Annotated in this window: 18 protein-coding genes and 1 pseudogene; 14 read left to right on the top strand and 5 right to left on the bottom strand. The window is 40.4% G+C overall.

What is annotated here, in order from left to right:
* Nucleotides 1-15: 15 nt before the first annotated feature.
* Nucleotides 16-1,431: a protoporphyrinogen oxidase gene (gene hemY, locus G8782_RS05830; RefSeq protein ID WP_172370236.1), complete on the top strand. Its 1,416-nt coding sequence runs from the start codon at nucleotides 16-18 to the stop codon at nucleotides 1,429-1,431.
* A gap of 108 nt (nucleotides 1,432-1,539) precedes the next feature.
* Nucleotides 1,540-2,394: a glycerophosphodiester phosphodiesterase gene (locus G8782_RS05825; protein WP_172369933.1), complete on the top strand. Its 855-nt coding sequence runs from the start codon at nucleotides 1,540-1,542 to the stop codon at nucleotides 2,392-2,394.
* Between the two features lie 63 nt (nucleotides 2,395-2,457).
* Here G8782_RS05825 and yhfH (G8782_RS05820) read toward each other — a convergent pair whose 3' ends face one another.
* Both yhfH (G8782_RS05820) and yhfH (G8782_RS05815) read right to left on the bottom strand, forming a co-directional pair.
* Nucleotides 2,458-2,583, bottom strand: coding sequence for a protein YhfH (yhfH, locus tag G8782_RS05820; RefSeq protein ID WP_172369932.1), 126 nt, complete (start codon nucleotides 2,581-2,583; stop codon nucleotides 2,458-2,460).
* 51 nt (nucleotides 2,584-2,634) lie between these two features.
* On the bottom strand, nucleotides 2,635-2,760 hold the full coding sequence (gene yhfH / locus G8782_RS05815) for a protein YhfH (protein ID WP_172369931.1): 126 nt from the start codon (nucleotides 2,758-2,760) through the stop codon (nucleotides 2,635-2,637).
* 135 nt (nucleotides 2,761-2,895) lie between these two features.
* Between yhfH (G8782_RS05815) and lplA the strand changes: the two genes are divergently transcribed.
* The 7 genes from lplA (at nucleotide 2,896) to G8782_RS05780 (ending at nucleotide 12,405) form a co-directional block, all read left to right on the top strand.
* Complete coding sequence (gene lplA / locus G8782_RS05810; RefSeq protein WP_172369930.1) at nucleotides 2,896-3,888, top strand: lipoate--protein ligase; 993 nt, start codon at nucleotides 2,896-2,898, stop codon at nucleotides 3,886-3,888.
* Nucleotides 3,889-4,193: 305 nt separating this feature from the next.
* Nucleotides 4,194-4,898, top strand: coding sequence for a response regulator transcription factor (locus tag G8782_RS05805; protein ID WP_172369929.1), 705 nt, complete (start codon nucleotides 4,194-4,196; stop codon nucleotides 4,896-4,898).
* Nucleotides 4,895-5,944 (top strand): sensor histidine kinase, encoded by a 1,050-nt coding sequence (locus tag G8782_RS05800; RefSeq protein ID WP_172369928.1) that lies wholly within the window; start codon nucleotides 4,895-4,897, stop codon nucleotides 5,942-5,944. Before G8782_RS05805 ends, G8782_RS05800 begins: the two co-directional genes overlap by 4 nt.
* Before the next feature lie 10 nt (nucleotides 5,945-5,954).
* Nucleotides 5,955-6,677 carry an ABC transporter ATP-binding protein gene (locus G8782_RS05795; RefSeq protein WP_246231602.1) on the top strand — a complete coding sequence of 241 codons (723 nt, stop codon included), beginning with the start codon at nucleotides 5,955-5,957 and terminating at the stop codon, nucleotides 6,675-6,677.
* Nucleotides 6,649-8,583 (top strand): ABC transporter permease, encoded by a 1,935-nt coding sequence (locus G8782_RS05790; protein WP_172369926.1) that lies wholly within the window; start codon nucleotides 6,649-6,651, stop codon nucleotides 8,581-8,583. The genes G8782_RS05795 and G8782_RS05790 overlap by 29 nt, the downstream gene beginning before the upstream one ends.
* A 114-nt stretch (nucleotides 8,584-8,697) precedes the next feature.
* Nucleotides 8,698-10,251, top strand: a complete 1,554-nt coding sequence (locus G8782_RS05785; protein WP_172369925.1) for a fatty acid--CoA ligase family protein — start codon at nucleotides 8,698-8,700, stop codon at nucleotides 10,249-10,251.
* 177 nt (nucleotides 10,252-10,428) lie between these two features.
* Nucleotides 10,429-12,405, top strand: a complete 1,977-nt coding sequence (locus G8782_RS05780; RefSeq protein ID WP_172369924.1) for a S9 family peptidase — start codon at nucleotides 10,429-10,431, stop codon at nucleotides 12,403-12,405.
* Between the two features lie 134 nt (nucleotides 12,406-12,539).
* On the opposite strand, the gene G8782_RS18860 is transcribed toward G8782_RS05780, so the two are convergent.
* Nucleotides 12,540-12,728 (bottom strand): hypothetical protein, encoded by a 189-nt coding sequence (locus G8782_RS18860; RefSeq protein ID WP_484592859.1) that lies wholly within the window; start codon nucleotides 12,726-12,728, stop codon nucleotides 12,540-12,542.
* Between the two features lie 275 nt (nucleotides 12,729-13,003).
* Here G8782_RS18860 and G8782_RS05775 point away from each other — a divergent pair, with 275 nt between their 5' ends.
* Together G8782_RS05775 and G8782_RS05770 are read left to right on the top strand one after the other, a co-directional pair.
* On the top strand, nucleotides 13,004-13,729 hold the full coding sequence (locus G8782_RS05775) for an ABC transporter ATP-binding protein (protein ID WP_172369923.1): 726 nt from the start codon (nucleotides 13,004-13,006) through the stop codon (nucleotides 13,727-13,729).
* 1 nt (nucleotide 13,730) lies between these two features.
* Nucleotides 13,731-14,763: pseudogene (locus G8782_RS05770) on the top strand (ABC transporter permease).
* A 129-nt stretch (nucleotides 14,764-14,892) separates the two neighbouring features.
* On the opposite strand, the gene G8782_RS05765 reads toward G8782_RS05770, so the two are convergent.
* Nucleotides 14,893-15,765 (bottom strand): RluA family pseudouridine synthase, encoded by an 873-nt coding sequence (locus tag G8782_RS05765; protein WP_246231550.1) that lies wholly within the window; start codon nucleotides 15,763-15,765, stop codon nucleotides 14,893-14,895.
* A gap of 170 nt (nucleotides 15,766-15,935) precedes the next feature.
* Between G8782_RS05765 and G8782_RS05760 the strand changes: the two genes are divergently transcribed.
* The gene (locus G8782_RS05760; RefSeq protein ID WP_172369921.1) at nucleotides 15,936-16,349 is read left to right on the top strand and encodes a DUF1761 domain-containing protein; all 414 of its coding nucleotides are present in this window, start codon (nucleotides 15,936-15,938) and stop codon (nucleotides 16,347-16,349) included.
* A gap of 58 nt (nucleotides 16,350-16,407) precedes the next feature.
* Here the strand turns inward: G8782_RS05760 and G8782_RS05755 are convergent, their stop codons facing one another.
* Nucleotides 16,408-17,184, bottom strand: a complete 777-nt coding sequence (locus G8782_RS05755; RefSeq protein WP_172369920.1) for an enoyl-CoA hydratase-related protein — start codon at nucleotides 17,182-17,184, stop codon at nucleotides 16,408-16,410.
* Between the two features lie 356 nt (nucleotides 17,185-17,540).
* Between G8782_RS05755 and G8782_RS05750 the strand changes: the two genes are divergently transcribed.
* Both G8782_RS05750 and G8782_RS05745 read left to right on the top strand, forming a co-directional pair.
* A complete protein-coding gene (locus tag G8782_RS05750; RefSeq protein ID WP_343034977.1) occupies nucleotides 17,541-18,674 on the top strand; it encodes an ATP-dependent helicase ComFA in 1,134 nt (377 codons plus the stop codon).
* Entirely contained in the window at nucleotides 18,671-19,285 is a 615-nt protein-coding gene (locus G8782_RS05745) for a ComF family protein (protein WP_343034975.1), read from the top strand. The genes G8782_RS05750 and G8782_RS05745 overlap by 4 nt, the downstream gene beginning before the upstream one ends.
* Nucleotides 19,286-19,458: the final 173 nt, after the last annotated feature.

Raw genomic sequence — 19,458 nt, 5'->3', positions numbered from 1 at the left:
TACGTGATGATGGACATGAACGAACAACGTAAAAAAGTCGTCATTGTCGGTGGAGGGATTACAGGACTCTCCGCAGCTTATTATATGCAAAAAGAAGCGCGGGAAAAAGGGCTTGCACTCGATGTACTCCTCGTTGAAGCGTCGAATCGTCTGGGAGGAAAAATCCAAACGGTTCGACGTGACGGTTTTATTATTGAGCGCGGTCCTGATTCATTCCTTATACGCAAGAAAAGCATCGGAATTTTGGCAAAAGATCTAGGCATTGAAGATGAACTCGTTAAAAATGCGACAGGCCAAGCTTATATTTTTGTTAACGGGAAACTCCATCCGATTCCAGCAGGTTCCGTGATGGGGATCCCTACGAAAATGGGTCCATTTTTAAAAACAGAGTTATTTTCATTAACTGGTAAACTACGTGCAGCGGGTGATTTAATAATTCCTCGTTCCTCCTTTTCTGGTGACCAATCGCTTGGTAGTTTTTTCCGCAGGCGCTTGGGCGGAGAAGTTGTTGAGAACTTGATTGAACCGCTTTTGTCAGGTGTTTACTCCGGGGATATCGACGAAATGAGTTTAAAATCGACTTACCCTCAATTCTATGAAGTTGAGAAAAAGCACAGAAGTTTAATCCTTGGAATGAAAAAATCGGCGCCAAAACCAGTGACCGAGAAAGACGGACTTCCTGCCAAAAGGGAAGGGGTCTTTCACACATTCCGAAATGGACTTGAAACATTAGTCGAAGCAATCGAAGAAAAACTCAACCCGAATTCAGTTTTGAAAGGTGTTCGCGTCGATTCAATTAAACGATTGGAAAATAAAACCGTACTTCAATTGAACGATGGACAAATCATAGAGGCGGATGCAGTAATCCTGACCACGGGGCACAAAATGGCAAGTGATTTATTCGCACCGCATGGTTTGTTGCAAGATTTGGGAGGAATTCCGACTACATCTGTTGCGACAGTCGCACTGGCATTTCCTGAAGAAGCTGTTGTGCAAGATGAAGAAGGGACAGGGTTTCTTGTTTCAAGAACTGGTGACTTCTCCATTACGGCATGTACGTGGACACATCGGAAATGGCCAACGTCAACGCCAAAAGGGAAAGTACTGATTCGTGCATTCGTCGGCCGAATAGGTGATGAAATGATTGTCGACTTGCCCGATGCAGAAATTGAGAAAATTGTGCTGGCAGATTTAAATAGAATTATCAACATTAAAGGAAAACCGGAATTCACGGTGATTACTCGTTGGAAGCATGATCGCCCGCAATATAGGGTAGGTCATCAGGAAAGAATCGATGCTGCGCGTGCTGAGATTCAGAACGAATTTCCACTCGTGAAATTAGTAGGCGCATCTTATGATGGCGTCGGATTACCCGATTGTGTCGATCAAGGAAAAGCTGCCGTAAAAGAAATAATCGAAGAGTTATTTTAATAGCTTTTGAAATCCATCAGTAGCATGTTCTGCATGCTATTGGTGGATTTTTTTGCAAGTTTTTTTTACTGAAGAAGGGGAAAATAGAAGAGAAAGGAGACGATCGTATTGAATAAAATAATCATTGGCGCCATTTCTGTCATTTTCTTGTTGGCGGGATGCAGCCAAGAAAAGATTGATACTGAAGAAACGCCAGATAAAGACTTCCAAATTATCGCGCATCGAGGTGCATCAGCTTATGCGCCGGAAAATACGCTTGCATCTTACGAACTCGCAGAAGAAATGAATGCCGATTACATAGAACTGGACATCCATTTAACAAAAGACGGTGAAATAGTCGTCATGCATGATAAAGACGTAGCGAAGACAACAGAGGGAAGCGGAGATATCGGAAATTATACACTTGCCCAACTAAAGGAGCTATCTGCGAACTATGGAAATAAGGAAAAAGAAAGAAATCCAAAGGCGGAAGCTTATAAAGTCCCCACATTGCGTGAAGTATTCGACCAATTTGGTCACCAATTGAATTTCATGATTGAATTAAAAGAGTCTAAAACAAATCATGGCATTGAAGAAAAACTTGTAGACCTGTTGAAAGAATACGAAATGATAAATAAAGATAATGAAAAGGAACCAAAAGTGTTTGTTCATTCGTTCTATGAAAAAATGCTAAAACAAGTGCATGAATTGAATAAAGATATTCCATTGTTGAAATTAATACCATTCGATGAAGGCGAAACTGCGGAACTTTCAAAAGAAGAAATAGATGATCTATTAACCTATAGCTCGGCTATCGGTGTCGGACACAAGTTGCTCAATCAGGCCTTCATACAAGAGATGAATCATAAAGGTTTGCTCGTTTATGCAGCAGATGTGCAAGATGAAGATGCGGCACGGGATATGAAGAGAATCGGAGCAAAAGGAATTTTTACTGATCGACCTGATTTGTTGGAGAATGACTAAGTTAATATTTGAAGAAAAAAGCAGCTATCGGAATTTTACTAGTTCCATAGCTGCTAATTATTTTTATAAAGCGTTACACGAATCGCATTTGTTTCCATAGCATTCATGTTGTTCAACAATATCTTCACCGCAATTCGTACATTTTTTTGGAGGCAAGTTTTTAAAGAACTCTATAATGTTTTCAATCATCTAGTTCATCTCCTTTGCTAGTAATCGTGAAAGGGTAGTAGTCTATGTCCCTTATAGTACGTTACATTTAGTGCATTTGTTCGTGTAGCAATCGTGCTGCTCCGCAATTTCTTGCTTGCAGTTAACGCAAACTTTCGCAGGTAAATTTTTAAAAAATTCGATAACGTTTACTAACATCGGCCATCATCTCCTTCCCTGTACTAGCACTGCGGCTATTAATAGTAGTGTATTATAACAGTGAATCAAATGTCAATACATTTCTTTAGTTTTCAGATAAAATAGAAGTGAATCATTAAAGAAGGAGCGATAGACATGCATTTTATCGACAATAAAGGAATTACAAATCCGCAAATTAATCTTGCGATAGAGGAGTACGTGCTTCGAACGATGGATATAAACGAAGATTCATTTCTTCTGTTCTACATCAACGAGCCATCAATCATCATAGGGAAAAACCAAAACACGATTGAAGAAATTGATACTGATTTCGTTGAAGAAAATAGCATTAAAATTGTTCGTCGTCTTTCCGGCGGCGGCGCTGTGTATCATGATTTAGGGAACTTGAATTATAGTTTTATCACGAAAGATGATGGAGAATCATTCCGCAACTTCAAGAAGTTTACTGAACCAGTCGTTGAAGCACTCGCAAAAATGGGAGTTAAAGCAGAATTGATCGGCCGAAACGATCTTCTTGTAGATGGTCGAAAAATTTCCGGAAACGCGCAGTTTGCAACTCAAGGCCGCATGTTTAGCCACGGGACTTTAATGTTTGATACAGAAATTGATACGGTAGTGTCAGCCCTAAAAGTTCGGAAAGATAAAATTGAATCGAAAGGTATCAAATCAATTCGAAGCCGTGTCGCAAACATTTCAGAATTTCTTGAAGAACCGATGACGATTGAACAGTTCAGACAAGAAATCTTGAATTCAATTTTCGGTGGTGAAGAAAATATTAAATACCACGAATTAACAGAAGAGGATTGGGAAAATATCCATGAATTATCAAAGGAACGTTATGCTAACTGGGATTGGAACTTCGGGAAATCGCCTAAATTCAACATGCAGCACTCCCACCGTTTCCCAGTCGGAAGCATTGACGTTAGACTGCAAGTGGATAAAGGAATTATTAAAGACGTTGTCATTTTCGGCGACTTTTTCGGTGTAGGAGAAGTCGGAGTCATTACGGAAAAATTAATAGGCGTTCAATACAACCGCGAATCAATCAGCGAGGCGGTATCGGATCTAGATATTTCTACATATCTTGGCGGAATAACTAAGGAAGAGTTTTTACAGCTGATTTATTAATGAATGAATGTAGGGCCTTCTATCGAAAAAGACCTTGTTATTAAGTGTTGCTCTTGAAACACGCTTCGGCGCTAGGGAAAGATTAAACTGTATCTTTCTTGAATAATGGCTTTTTTAAAATACTCTCAGACAGGTACAGAGGCGATATCGCTTCTGTACTTTTCTGGTTCAACTTTTTATGCGCTCCCTTTTCAGTTTTTTGAATTATATTACACACATTAAATCCATATTATAGGAAGAAGCGAAGCAGGCATTAGGGCGTTATCTAGGTTATAATAGGAATACTGGTGAAAGGGGAATGAACTATGGAAAAACATCGTATATTCATTGTTGAAGACGATCGCAAAATTGCACAGTTACTTGCGGATACATTACGGAAATATCAATATGACGTAGCTATTATCGACGACTTTGATCGGGTAACGGAAGAATGCCTCGCATTTGACCCGCATTTAATCCTTCTTGATATAAATTTACCTTCATACGACGGTTATTATTGGTGCCGTCAATTACGCACACACACCACATGCCCAATCATTTTCATATCCGCGCGTTCAGGCGACATGGATCAGGTCTTTGCTCTTGAAAACGGCGGCGACGATTTTATTACGAAGCCATTTCACTATGAAATCGTTCTTGCTAAAATTAGGAGTCATTTACGCAGATCATTTGGAGAATACGCATCAGGCCATTCGGAGCGAACAATTAAGCTAGGGGCACTCAATTTATATATAGAACGAATGGAGCTTCATGTCGGTGATGAAATTGTTCCATTGCAGAAAAAAGAATGCGCTATTTTAGAACTGCTGCTTGAAGCTTCACCGAAAGTGATTTCCCGCGAAATCTTGCTCGAGCAACTATGGGACGACCAAACTTTTGTCGATGAAAATACACTTAACGTCAACATGACAAGAGTCCGGAAAAAACTTGCAGATTATCATGTCAAATCGACTATCGAAACTGTTCGAGGGGCTGGTTATCGTTTCATTCCAGCGCAGGAAGAGCTATGAAAGCAGTGCAGCTTTTTCTAAAAGATCATTTATCATTTATCCTCTTTCAAATTGCACTCATATTATTTCTTCTTTTATTGTTTTGGTTGGATGGATTTAGAAATTATAACACAGCCATCTATTCGATTATTATTAGTCTATTACTGACCTTTGGTTATCTAAGCGGAAAATATGTAATTCGGCGTTTTTTTTATAAAGCGATCGTCATGACTCCGGAAAAGATGGAAGACGCGCTAATTCGCCACACACAAGGTCCGGAGCATATTCGAACCGCGGCTTATACACGGGCTTTATATAAGATTTATCAGGATGAAGTGCAATCACTGTATTCTGCTCAAAGTCGGCAAACCGAATTTATGAACCAATGGGTGCATCAAATGAAAACCCCGATTTCTGTTATTAGTCTTTTATTGGAAGAAGAGGAAATCGACCGAGATAGTATAAAGGAAGAAATTGAACGCCTACATTTTGGTCTTGACACAGTGCTCGTCAATGCTAGACTGGAAACATTTGAACGAGATATGACAATTGAACGCGCGAACTTAAAACAACTAGTTCAAGAAGTGGTCACTGAACATAAACGATTACTGATTACCAACGGCGTATTTCCTAATGTACTAATCGATGAAAATCTTGTAGTGATTACGGATCGAAAATGGATTAAAATTGTACTCGGTCAATTTATAACAAATGCTGTGAAATATACATTTGAAAAAAACAAGAAACTATTTTTGACTGCAGAAAATTTAGGGGAAGGGATTTCCCTTATCATTCGCGATGAAGGTGTCGGAATTCCAGCGTCAGACTTAAATCGCGTAACAAAGGCATTTTTTACGGGGGAAAATGGAAGACTTACGGGCGAATCGACTGGAATGGGATTATATATTGCCTCAGAGGTTTGCAATAAACTCGGGCACCCGCTGAAAATCGAATCTGAATTAGGTACAGGAACCACTGTATCCTTATTATTCGAGAATGTTGAAGGGAAGGAGGAAGTGGGCAGTGAAACCAATCGTGACATTGAAGGAAGTAACGAAGATTTATGAGGGGAAAGTAATGCACCGTGCATTAAATCAACTGACTTTTGAAGCGTTGGAAGGAGAATTTGTGGCCGTCATGGGACCGTCGGGAAGTGGAAAGACGACACTGCTGAATCTAATTTCCTCAATTGACATACCGACATATGGCCGTGTTTTAATCGATAATGTTGAGCCGGAAAAATTATCGGAAAATAATTTGGCACTCTTTCGAAGAAGCAGCCTAGGTTTTGTATTCCAAGAAATCAACCTATTGAATATGCTAACGGTCGAGGAGAATATTGTTTTGCCATTGACATTAGATGGATATTCAATCGAAGAAATGGAACAACGTGTATCGTTATTATCGAATCGACTAGGCATAAGTAAAATCCTAGATAAACGCCCTGATGAATTATCGGGGGGACAAGCACAACGGACAGCTATTGGTCGTGCGCTTGTCCATAAACCAAAAATCATTCTGGCGGATGAACCGACCGGAAATCTTGATTCGGCTTCAGCAAAAGACGTCCTTGAATTATTAAGTGAGGTAAATAAGACAGACAGAACTACTATCATTATGGTGACTCATGATCCAATTGCAGCAAGTTATTGTGATCGAGTGGTATTTATTAAAGATGGCGAGTTTTTTAATGAAATCTATAAAGATGAGCGCAGACAAACTTTTTTCCAAAGGATTTTAAATGTGCTTTCACTTTTGGGAGGGCACTCGAATGACTTTTCGTCAGTTCGCCTACCGTAATGTAGTTCGAAATCGCCGTATTTACGCTGCTTTTTTTATGGCGAGCGTTTTTTCAGTGATGGTGTTTTTTCTGTACTCAATGTTATTGTTTCATCCGACGATTGAAGATCGTTTTATCCAGGAAATCGCGATAATCGGCATGGGAATCGCGGAAATTATATTATTTGTATTTACGGCTTTCTTTTTATTTTATTCCATGCGGGCTTTTCTGCAAGCACGTTCTAAGGAATTTGGAATCCTTCTACATCTTGGGATGGAAAAACGGCAAATCAATCGACTCATATTTATTGAAACGTTATTAATTGGCATTACGTCGATTGGAATTGGAATTATTTTAGGTTTTACTTTTTCAAAGTTCTTTTTCATGATTGTGAAAGAAATTGTATTGTTGCCAGCCTTGCCGCTTTATTTATCGTGGAAACCGTTTGTCCTTACGATCGGCGCTTTTTTAAGTTTATTTATTGTAATTTCACTCATCGCCCCGGTGTTTATTAAGTCCGGAAAAATAGCGGATCTTATGCGCGGCGATGGAAATGAAAAAGAGCTTTATGTCTATTCGAAGGCGAAAGGTTATATAGGGATTATTTTTCTAGGAGTATCATACGTGATGGCGGCATCGACTTCGAATTCGATTGTTCTTGTGCTTCTTTATTTCTTGCCGCCGCTCGCTACGATTGGTACATTTTACTTTTTTACAGATTCGGTTCCTATGTTTTTACATAAGCTCAGAAGCAGTCGAAGAATTTACTGGCGTAATTTCCGTTTGCTGTCGATTTCGGAGGGAATCGTGCGGCTACGGGAAAATGCTCGGATGTTTTTCATCGTGACGATTGTTTCTACCGTTGCATTTATGTCGGTAGGGATACTGGCATCATTAGCCTCGTTCGCTTCTCAATACCGTGAGATGAATCCTTTAGGTCTGATTTATATAAGCTATGAAGGAAACGAGCTTGAAGAAGAGCATACGAGCATGCTGAACAGAGAACTCGAAGAACGCGATATCCAATTCTCACGAAAACAAATTCCTGTATTGGAGCAGCGTTCAACTTATTCAGGAAGTTCTGTCGACATTATTAGCGTCTCGGATATAAATGAATTAGCGAGTGAGTTTGACTATTTGTCCATTCAACTAAATAAGGGGCAGGCGATATTTTTACCGCCGTCACCATCTTCCTATGAAAGCTTAAACAATCGAACCGTAAAAACGACGCTTCAAAATAGCGACTTATCGATTACAATTGACGGGGCATATCCTTATCAATTATTTGCGTCATACTCCATTTCTACCAATGCCATTATTTTGAATGACGAAGATTTTTCGACTGTTCTTGCAAAGGGAACCATGAATGAAGCACCGTCGTTTACGTATTATGCGTATTACATTCCCGAATGGCAAAAAACAAAAGACATCGGTCTTTCTATCAATGACACGATAAACGATACTTTCATAACCGGCGTGTCGAGTTCACTGCCGTATTCTTTCGATAATCCGGGACTTAATTATTCAATTATCCGGACGACATTTTCACTTTTATTATTTATCGGGCTATTATTGGCGGCTGTATTTCTACTGGCAGCGGGGAGTTTCATCTATTTCCGTTTGTATACACGGCTAGAACAAGATAAAAAACAGTTCGACGTGTTAAAGCGATTAGGCTTAACGGACCCGGAATTCAAAAAGATTGTCAACCGACAACTGATCCCTCAATTTTTCTTTCCGTGGGGAGTAGCTATGCTACACAGTTCATTTGCCTTTTTGTCTTTGCAAGTCGTCTGGGATGCACTTGCAGAAATTTCGATTGTGAAGGAATTAGTTTTGGTTTTGATCGGCTTTACAGTCTTGCAGATCGGTTATTTCTATTTAATTCGTTGGCGTTATCTAGCCCATATTAAAGCACCGAGCTAAGTTCTCGGTGCTTAATTGCATAATGTGATTGTATTATTTTAATTATTCTTATATAATAATAATTGTATAGTTTCTGAATGAATACTCATTCAACAGAAAAGGGGATGCGAAGAAATGAATCTAGTTTCACAAGTTCAGAAAACGGCAGCAACACAACCAGAAAAAATTGCTTATCATTTCATGGGAAAAGATACGTCTTACGCAGAATTCGATTTGTCAGTTTCAAAATTTGCTTCAGCGCTTCAAGACTTGGGAATTGAAAAAGGGGACCATATTGCATTTTTACTTGGAAACACGCCGCATTTTCTTATTTCACTTTATGCGACGATGCGGATTGGGGCAACAGCGATTCCGGTTAACCCGATTTATACACCGGATGAAATTTCGTACATCGTACAAAACAGTGATGCGAAGGCAGTTATTGCGCTAGACCAGCTACTGCCGCTTGTTGAGCAAGCAGCTGGCGCATTTCCGACTGTCGAGCATTATATTATTTGCGAGACAGATCCAAAGACACCAGAAAAAATTGCTGCATTGCCGGCTAGCGTGAGAAATAAAGTACGTTCATTTACACAGCTCATCGAGGCGGGGAAAACTGGTATAGATCCTGTTGATGTTGAAGAGAATGAAACCGCTATCATTTTGTATACGTCTGGAACGACTGGAAGGCCTAAAGGCGCAATGTTGACGCATAAAAACATATATTCGAATGCGCGCGATGTGGCGGATTATCTTGGGTTTTCGGAAGATGACCGCGTCGTAGCAACATTGCCTGTCTTCCACGTATTCGCGCTCACCGTCGTTGTCAACGCACCGTTATTAAAAGGCGCGACGATATTGTTGCTCCCGCGGTTTAGTCCCGCGGATGTTTTCAAAATTGCGAGGGAAAAAGAAGCGACGGTGTTTGCAGGGGTTCCTACGATGTACAATTTTTTGTATCAGTTCCCGGAAGGAAGAAAGGAAGACTTCGATTCCATTCGACTTTCCATTTCAGGCGGAGCTTCATTGCCAGTTGCTTTGCTTCATAATTTTGAACAGAAATTCGATGTGAGGGTTTCAGAAGGCTACGGACTGTCTGAGTCATCGCCGGTAACCTGTTTCAATCCAACAGACCGCGAACGAATTCCTGGATCGATCGGAACGAATATTACTAATGTCGAGAATAAAGTCGTTGACGAGCTTGGCAATGAGGTGCCAGACGGAGAAGTTGGCGAACTGATTGTACGCGGACCGAACGTCATGAAAGGCTACTATAAGATGCCGGGAGAAACAGCAGCAGCGTTACGTGATGGCTGGCTTTACACAGGAGATTTAGCAAAGCGGGATGAGAATGGCTATTTCTATATTATTGACCGCAAAAAAGACTTGGTTATTGTCGGGGGCTATAATGTTTATCCGCGCGAAGTAGAAGAAGTATTATTTGAACATAGGGATGTTGTAGAAGCCGCGGTCATCGGAGTTCCAGATCCAGATTTCGGCGAAGAGGTCCACGCTTTTGTCGTTTTGAAAGACGGTGTCGAAGAAGACATTGAATCCCTCAAACGCTATTGCAGAAGCCGCCTTGCAAAGTACAAAGTGCCAAAGCATTTCGAGTTTCTGGATGAACTGCCGAAAAACACAACCGGAAAAATATTGCGACGCACTTTGAAAGATTACGTCAAAATTTAAATGGCAGGACCTTCCCAGAGAAAAAGGAAGGTCCTTTATTTTTAGCGATAACCAAAATGTAGTTTGAAGTTTAGTTAATACACTTTTCTTTATTTAAACTTTTTTTCGGTGAAATAAAGGAAAAATGCTCCGAATGTCGAAATAAGCAGGTGTAGAAAGAATAAGGGGGAATTAAGCTTGGGTAAGCGTAAATTAAAAGTAAATGATTTGTTTGAATTAACATCTGTAACAAACCCGCAGTTGTCGCCGAATGGTAAAGAAGCTGTATTTATCCAGACGCATATTGACCAAGAAGAAAATAAATATGTCTCGAATTTATATCACGTAGACTTGGAATCGAGTACGGTAACACAGTGGACACACGGACAAGACAGAGTATCTTCTCCGTCTTGGTCTTCCGATGGAACGCATATTGCTTTTTTGTCCAACCGTGTAGAGAAGAATCAAGTTTTCATCTTGCATGCTCGGGGCGGGGAAGCGAAGAAGCTGACAGCATTTGAAAAAGGCGTGACAAGTTTTCTTTGGTCGCCATGCGGAAAAAAAATTTGGGTCAATGCGGTTGTAAAAGAAGGCCAGACGTTTACGGATAAGGAAGAAATAGATGAAAAGAAAAAGCCAAAACCGTATCGAGTGACAAAAATGAAATATCAAATGGATGGCATCGGACTACTCCCGCAAGATTCCTACCGCCAGATTGGTGTTGTAGATATAGAATCGGGCGAAGTTGCACAGTTCACGGAAGGAAATCATCAGTTTGCTCTTCAAGCGATTTCACATGATGGGAAGAAACTTGTTATGGGAGTAAATCGCAAGGAAAATCAAGACTTCGAATTCCGTCAACCACTATACATAGTCGATGTCGAATCGAAAGAAGAAACTGTGCTAGTTGATGAAAATGGTTATTTCGGCGGTGCAGTATTTTCGCATGATGATCGCTATATTGCTTATACAGGTTCTGATAATACTTTCAAAAACGCAACGCATGCCAAATTGTATGTCTATGACAGTGAAGACGGAAGCACTGTTTGCTTAACTGAAAGTATCGATGCTCCGGTTGGAGATTATGCGGTTGCGGATCATCAACAAGGGGCAAACGCGCCCGCCGTAGTCTGGACTAAAGACAATCAGCTATATTTTCAATTAACGACAATGGGCGATGTACGACTTTATTTCGCATCGCTTGACGGCGCTGTGTATCCAGCTTCTCCTGAAAATGAACATATTTACGGCTATGACGTGTCTATGGACGGCGGATTTGCGCTCGTGACGGTCAGTAATGCGGTAAATCCTGGCGATTTATATAAACAAACAATCGGGACGGGGAAACGAGTGGCGTTAACTTCTGTTAATAAATCATATTTGGAAGAAGTTGAACTTGTAGAACCGGAAGCGATTGTTTATAAAGGAGCAAAGGATTGGGATGTCCATGGTTGGCTGATGAAACCGGCGGGCTTCGAGGAAGGACAAAAATACCCATTGATCGTTGAAATTCATGGGGGCCCTGCTGCAATGTATGCAAATTCATTTTTCCATGAAATGCAGGTTTTAGCGGCTCAAGGTTATGGTGTATTATACGTAAACCCTCGTGGAAGTCACGGTTATAGTCAGGAGTTTGTTGATGCTGTGCGCGGCGATTACGGCGGCGGGGACTACGAAGACATTATGGCTGGACTAGAATTCGTCCTCGGAGAAAATCACTGGATTGATGCGGAACGACTTGGTGTGACAGGTGGAAGCTACGGCGGATTCATGACGAATTGGATCGTCGGCCACACGACTAAATTTAAAGCGGCTGTTACACAACGGTCAATTTCGAACTGGATCAGTTTCTACGGTGTATCTGATATCGGGTATTACTTTAACGACTGGCAGCATGGTGCGGATATGAATGATGTGGAGAAACTATGGGATATCTCCCCATTGAAATACGCGAAAAATGTAGAAACGCCATTATTGATTTTGCATAGCGAAAAAGATTTCCGTTGCCCGATCGAACAAGCACAACAGCTTTATATTACGTTGAAAAGCATGGGGAAAGAAACAGAGTTTGTGCGTTTCCCGGACGCAGACCATAACTTATCGCGTACTGGAACCCCGAACTTGCGCATAGCAAGATTAGAAGAGATTACGGATTGGTTTGCAAAATTTATATAAGAACCACAAAAATAGGAGAGGGATTAACCCTCTCCTTGCTTGTCCACCCTCGTCATATACAAAGATGCCAGAATCAGTAGTTGAACACGTCTGTTCAGTTTACGCCGGCCCTCCGCCATTTCTGAGGTCGATACCTAGCTCGATTTTTTTAGCGATTTGTTTTTCGAACACCAGATTTGCTCTAGTACGTTAGCTACAGAGTTATCTACATCAGACAATTCCTCGGCAGTTACATCTGCAATATCAAGTGCAAATCTAATTTTGTCCTCTTCAGCATCTAGAATTCCTAATAGCGCTAATTCCGTCAAAAGGGCAGATACGATGACTAGCCACCTAAGGCATTATCATTGGTATCTCCAATACTCATTGCAGTTTGCATATTTGAAAATACTTGTCTTTGATTCATTTATTTCACCTCTTTCTTGGTGTTATTATTTGTCCGAACGTACTTACTATCTGTGGTTTAATTCATAGGACTTGTACTAATAACCATATTTGAAAATAAACTATAAATAATTGAGTGATTGCATACTTTGGAAATGATTGAAAATTTGTTGGATTAATAGTGACAGCTCACTAAGAAGGAGAGGTGTATTGAATGCAGAAAATAGAAGAATGCATTTCAATTAATCACGTGTCAAAAAGTTTTGGGAAGCAGCAAGTACTCGAAGACATAAACTTGAAAATTTTCGAAGGAGAAATCTTTGGACTTCTCGGTCCATCGGGGGCTGGAAAAACGACACTCGTAAAACAATTGACCGGCTTGGACCTACCGACATCTGGAGAAGTGTATTTATTTCAAAAGAAAATGCCTACCTTGAAATTAATTAACAGCATCGGTTACATGGCGCAGTCTGATGCATTGTATGAAGACCTTACCGCAAAAGAGAACTTGCAATTCTTCTCGGAATTATATGGATTAAAAGGGAAGGACCAGACGCGCAGAATAACAGAAGTGATGGACCTCGTACAATTATCAGATGATCTAACGAAATTGGTTTCCAATTATTCTGGCGGAATGAAAAGAAGACTGTCATTGGCCATAGCGATGCTTCATGAACCGAAGATTTTAATACTTGATGAACCAACTGTCGGAATCGACCCCGTGTTAAGACAAAGCATTTGGGAAGCTTTTGATTTATTAAAACAAAGTGGAATTACAATAATTGTCACTACTCATGTTATGGACGAAGCAGAAAAATGCGACCGACTCGGCATGATTCGTGATGGCCGTCTAATCGCAATCGGCACAACAAGAGAATTAAAAGAACAAACAAATTCGAAAACGATTGAAGAAGCTTTTCTCGTTTATGGAGGTGCATAAAATGCGGGTTATCGCATTAACAAAAAGGATATTGCGGCAAATTGTTCGCGATAAACGGACAATGGGGTTGCTCATCGTTGCACCGATTTTCGTCTTGACTATGCTTCACTTCGTGTTCGGGAATGAAGAGTATACGCCCGAAATCGGATTTGTGAAAGTTCCTGAAATAATTGTCCAGCAGATGGATGTAGGGGACGATGCAAAAATAACGACTTACGATAATGAAAAAACAGCGAAAGAAGATTTAGCTGCAAGAAAGATAGACGGCTATTTAGTGTTCGAGGGGAATAACCCTGCAGTCGTTCTTGAAGGAAGCGATCCAAGCGTTTCCGGCGCGACAATGAAATGGTTACAAAATGCACTGCCATCTGTTTCGAAAAATGATAATGAGCAATTGATGTCAATTGAATACCTTCACGGTTCGAGTGAAATGGGCATGTTTCGATTATTTCGGGCCGGTTCTTGTCGGATTTTTCGTCTTTTTCTTCGTGTTTTTAATTGCAGGAGTATCGTTCTTACGGGAACGTACAACGGGCACGTTAGAAAGATTGCTCGCTAGCCCGCTTCGCCGCTCTGAAATTGTGCTCGGGTACGTGTTGGGATTTGGATTGTTTACAATGATTCAATCGACTATTATTGTTGCTTATGCAATATATGTTCTCGGTATGGTCATGGAAGGGGCATTTGGGTATGTGCTCCTCATTACATTACTCCTAGCTTTAACAGCACTGACACTCGGTATTTTACTATCATCTTTTGCGAATAATGAGCTCCAAATGATGCAATTCATCCCCATTATCGTGATTCCGCAAGTGTTCTTTTCGGGATTATTTAATTTAGAAACGATATCTGATTGGTTAAGTTGGATTGGTTATATCACGCCGCTTTATTATGCCGCCGAAGCGTTGCGGAATGTGATGGTTAGGGGGTATGGTTGGGATGCCATCTATTTGAACTTGGCATTTCTAGTCGGTTTTTCTCTACTATTTATCAGCATCAACGTCGTTTCACTTCGTAAGTATAGAAAAATTTAAAGGGGGAAGCAGCATGCCAGACAATGATAATTGAGATGAAATTCCGAATAACGGTAGAGTAGAATCAAAAAAAGAACCCCATATTTAAAAATGGAGTCCTAAAAAGTTCCTGTAGTAGCAATCAATCTTTTACTTATTAAACGGCCGTGTAAAGGATGCAGGCGTTTTGGATTCAAAGCGCATTGATTCACCGGTTGATGGATGTTTTATTTCAATTGCATTTGCATGAAGTCCAAGTCGGCCGATTGAATTATTGCGCGAACCGTATTTTTTATCGCCGACAACAGGATGACCGATGTCTTGCATATGAACACGAATTTGATTTTTTCGGCCAGTATCCAAATTCACTTGCAGCAACGAAAAATTTCGGTTGGATTGGAGCACTTTGTAGTGGGTGATTGCCTTTTTTCCATCATTCGGTCTTGGACTAGAGTAAACCATAAATGTTTTATTTTCAGTTAGCCAAGAAGTCACTGTTCCATCTTTTTTCACAGCACCTTCCACAAGCGCGATATAAGCTCGTTCACGAGCAGATTCCTGCCACGTATTTTGAAGGGTTTGCTGAGCTTCTTTATTTTTCGCGAAAACCATAACCCCGGAAGTGTCGCGATCCAACCGATGGACAACGAAAATGCGGTTCTTCGGATTAATACTCCGAACATAGTCCGTGAGTTGGCGATAGGCAGTCAAGTGCCTTTCATCTGCCGATGCAATCGATAACAAGCCTGGTTCTTTTTCGATAACAATCAAATCATTATCTTCATGCAAAATCGTAACGCCCGTCATTTTCACTTCATTAGTGGCAACGCGTTCCTGAATCTGAACCCGATCTCCGGGATTTAAAGGGTCATTAAATTGAGTGGACACTTTACCGTTCACCAAAACTTGTCCCCGGCTTAAAATACCTTTCACCGAATTCCGGCTTCGATTTGATAATACTTCATACAAATACTTCAATAGCTCCGTTTGTTCTTTAACAATCCATTCGTCGTTTCTATTCATATATAACATCCTTTTATATTTTGATAAAACATTTCAAAAGCCTACTATCATGTATAACCAATGGTATAGTGCTCGAGTATATATTACAAACCATCAACGAAATAAAAATGCAACAAAATATTATGCTATAATTTACCTGTTAAATCATTTACTATGGGGGGGAATGAGGAATGGATTTTTCACAACTCAGCATTTTAGGAATCGTACTTGCTGTCATCGCCAATATGGTCATTGGGGCCTTATGGTATTCACCAGTATTATTTGCGAAAATATGGATGAAAAGCCTAGGGAAAAGCATGGAAGAACTTCAAACATCTAACGCAAATATCGGCTACGGGCTGACGACACTTGCTGGCATCGTTTCTGCAATCGTTCTATCACTATTTATATCGATGCTAGATTCTGTGACAATCGGCGGGGGTGCGTTGATTGGATTCTTGGCCGGAGTTGGAATTGCGAGTGCACGTGAATTGTCGCCAACTTTTTTCGAAGGTAGAAAATACACGCTGTTTTTAATAAGTGCAGGCTATCATACCGTCTCGTTAACTATAATGGGAATCATTATTGCTTTTTTTACAAAATAAGTAAGGGGGAGCTTACCCCCCTTTACTAGATAAGAGGAATCGAACCTCTTAACTAATTTTATTTTCCTTTAAATAAAGGTTTGCGTTTTTCACTAAACGCAGTTAATGCTTCAATCCGATCTTCGGTTGGAATTGTAATTTCATAGGCTTTCCTTTCAATCGCAAGACCGGTATGTATGTCTGCATTCATACCTTGCTTGATCGCGAACTTCGCTTGTTGCAAAGCAATCGGCCCGTTCGACAACATGGACTCTGCAAATTCTGCAGTTTCATTAACTAAGTTTTCCGGTTCAGAAACTTTTGTCACCATTCCATAATCCAAAGCTTCTGCCGCTGTCAGTCTACGAGCTGTTAAAATAAGTTCTAGCGCTTTCGTTTCTCCGATTAATCTCGGAAGACGTTGTGTGCCGCCAGCCCCCGGAATAATGGCCAAACTGGTTTCTGTTAATCCCATCATGGTGTCTTCAGATGCGATTCGGAAATCGCAAGCGAGCGCGAGTTCCATTCCACCGCCGAATGCATAACCATTCATCATGGCAATTGTCGGCTGCGGCAATGAGGCAACCGATGAAAAGACTTCGCCGATTTTATAGACATTTCGTTTCACTTGTAACTCAGTCAACGTTTTACGTTCTTTCAAGTCAGCGCCTACGCTGAATGCACGGTCTCCAGCTCCCGTGAAAATGACGACGCGAATGTCTGGATTAATGCGGATTGCTTCAGTGATTTGACCTAATTCAACCAACATGTCATAATTAAATGCATTCATTGCTTCCGGTCGGTTTAACGTGACGTAAGCAAGATTCCCCTTTTGTTCGTAACGAATAAGCTCCATTTGCAAATCCCCCTTTTATTGTCATTTTCCTTATGTAAAACATACCACGTTTCTCAAACTTCTACCATAACGATTGTATCTCAAAATCCTTCACAGCCAAGAAAGCGAGTGATTTTTTGGTTATTGATTTTGCTGTTCAAAGTTTTTTGACAGGTCGTTTATGGCTGCGCGAACACATTCCATTTAATTCAAACATTATTGATGCACATATCGCCACTGGCAATATTAAAGTCATTCCAGGAATAAAAAAAGAAAAATCTTTTTTATATAAAACAATATTCCAATGTAATCGATGCCAAAACAATACCCCATCCAGATTTACGGTTTTCGATTGCGCAAAATGCGAGGGACCTTGTGTGTACTGTAGACATTGTCTCAAAATGGGGAGAGTTTCTTATTGCACGACACTGATTGCATGGAACGGACCTGAACCAGCTTTTCCGAAGAGTCATTTATTGGCATGGGAAGGAAAACTTACTCCGCTTCAACAAATTGCATCTCATGAACTATTTGAAAGCACAATTCGAAATCGTCCTCATCTGATCCATGCGGTTTGCGGAGCGGGGAAGACCGAAATTCTATTTAAACCAATTTATAAAATGCTTCTAAAGGGGAAACGTGTGTGCATTGCCGCCCCGAGAGTCGATGTCATCCTTGAACTTGAGCCGCGTCTTCGAGTCGCTTTTCCAACTACAAAAATCGCGGCTTTATATGGCGGGGCGATAGTTGAAAATGAACTAAGTCAACTAATACTTGCGACTACCCACCAACTATACCGATTTCAAGAAGCATTTGATGTCATATTCGTGGATGAAGCGGATGCGTTTCCATATACGGCTGATGAAACGCTTCGCCGAGCTGTTAAGAAGGCGGCAAAAGAAAATGCGCCCATTCATTCAGTGACCGCCACGCCATCAAAAAAGCTACTCTATCAAATGCGAAGAGAAGGTTCCGTCTCAACCATCAATCGACGTTTTCACGGTTACTCGCTTCCGGTGCCGCGTTATGAATCATTATGGAATTACTCGGCAAAAATAAAAAAGAAAAAACTTCCTATGAAACTCATTAAATGGACTGAACAACGATTGATAAAAGAAGAGCCTTTTCTGATTTTCTTCCATAACATCATTTTGATGGAAGAAGCGGAGCCTTTATTCAAAACTTTGGATCGTCGTATTAAATCCGTCCATGCTTCCAATGAAAATCGGAAAGAATTCGTGCAAAAACTTCGTGATAAAGAGATTCCTGGATTATTAACGACAACTATTTTAGAGCGCGGCATTACAATTCCAAATGTTCAGGTGGCGGTAGTAGGAGCAGAGCACGGCATCTTTACTAGCGGCGCACTCGTTCAAATCGGAGGAAGAGTGGGCAGGTCTTCAGTTTATCCCTCAGGCGATTTTGTCCTATTTCATCATGGGATATCGCACGCGATGGATGATGCCAAGCGGGAAATACTTCGTTTGAATAAAGGCGGTGCCTCTTTGTGACAGAATGCCTTTTATGCGATGTTGAACTTTTAACTAAGCCGTCATGGAAAACTTTATTGGCATTGGATGATGAAATGGTTCTCTGCCGAGAGTGTTTATCAGAATTTAAATTGTCCAATCAACAAATAGAGAATCCTACTTTGAAAAAGGTGACATCTCTTTATGAATATAATGACGCGATGAGAGATTACTTGCATCAATATAAATTTTTACAGGATATTGCTCTCGCAAAAGTATTTAAATATGAATTGCACAATGTATTAAAATCGAAAACAAATATTATCCCGATACCGATGCATCCCAACAGAAAAGTTAAGCGCACTTTTTCACATGTTGAAGAATTACTAAAATGTGCACGTATCTCGTATAGTGATGTACTAGAAAAAAAAGACGACGAAACGATGGGGAAGAAATCAAAAATAGAACGGCTTGCACTTGCTCCTTTATTCAGACTGAAACCGGAAGTAGTCATAAAAAATGAATCCTATATGCTGATCGATGATATTTATACAACAGGAACAACACTTCGTCATGCGGCCGCTCTTTTAATCGAAGCTGGTGCAAGAGAAGTTGAAGCAGTCACCTTAATTCGGGCTAGATTAAACGACTAATTTTTCAAATAATGAAGGCGTCTAACTATTCAAATAGTCCGAAGTATGGTAATTTAAAATCGTGGATGGTTTATCTTTAATCAATAATCATCCGCGTTTGAGGAATTAATACATTACTAGTCACTTCGCAAAAGAAGACCTTGCGAATATTGTCGAAGATTCATTGATTAGTC

This window comes from Sporosarcina jiandibaonis (assembly GCF_013184495.1).
Lineage (GTDB): Bacteria > Bacillota > Bacilli > Bacillales_A > Planococcaceae > Sporosarcina > Sporosarcina jiandibaonis.
The sequence above is the reverse complement of the archived record's forward strand: the minus strand, read 5'-3'. Positions and strand labels throughout refer to the sequence as shown.